This window comes from Campylobacter sp. Cr9, from assembly GCF_020138295.1.
In the GTDB taxonomy this organism is placed as follows: Bacteria; Campylobacterota; Campylobacteria; order Campylobacterales; family Campylobacteraceae; genus Campylobacter_E.
Genome location: NZ_JACGBH010000042.1, coordinates 1 through 699 on the forward strand (window position 1 = coordinate 1; position 699 = coordinate 699).

Consider the following 699-nt stretch of genomic DNA (forward strand, 5'->3'; position numbering starts at 1 on the left):
AAGGAATGTTTATGAAAAAACTCATTTTGTTATTAAGTGTAATAACACTAAGCTATGCAAGTATAGGTAAAATCTCAGCAATTAGAGGAGATGCAGTAGTTATTTCAAATGGTTCTGAAATACAAGCTGTATTAAATCAAGAATTAGAAGAAAGCGATATTATAAAAACAGGTAATAACGCAAGATTACAAATAATATTCAATGATAATACAGTAACAACTTTAGGAAAAAATACAAGTTTAGAAATAAAGCAGTATTTATTAGATGGAAAAAATTCTAAAGTTAATTTAGTAGTTGATGAAGGAAGCTTTAAAGTAATTACAGGAGAAATCTCAAAACTTGCAAGAAAAAATTTCTCTTTAAAAGCACAAACAGCAACTATTGGTATTAGAGGAACAGTATTTGTTGGAGAAGTTGGATTTAATGTAAATAAATTAGCTTGCTTACAAGGTGCAATTGATGTTAAATTAGGAAACAAAACTTCACTAATTGATTCAGGAAAACAAATAAGCTTTAAAGATACAAAAGTAATTAAAATAGAAAATTTAAAAGCAAATGATTTTTCTTTAACAAAAGCTAACTTTATTCAAGAAAAACAAGAAATAATTCAAGAGAAAAAAGAAGAAAAACAAAACCAAAATAAAGTAAGTAGCATTACTCTTAGTTCAGACATTAAAGCTCAAAATCCGAATTCAAATT

General features: G+C 25.9%; 1 protein-coding gene. It reads left to right on the forward strand.

Annotated features, from left to right (window positions below):
• Nucleotides 1-11 precede the first annotated feature (11 nt).
• A partial coding sequence (locus tag AVANS14531_RS09140; protein ID WP_336612164.1) for a FecR family protein occupies nucleotides 12-699 on the forward strand: 688 nt, incomplete at its 3' end.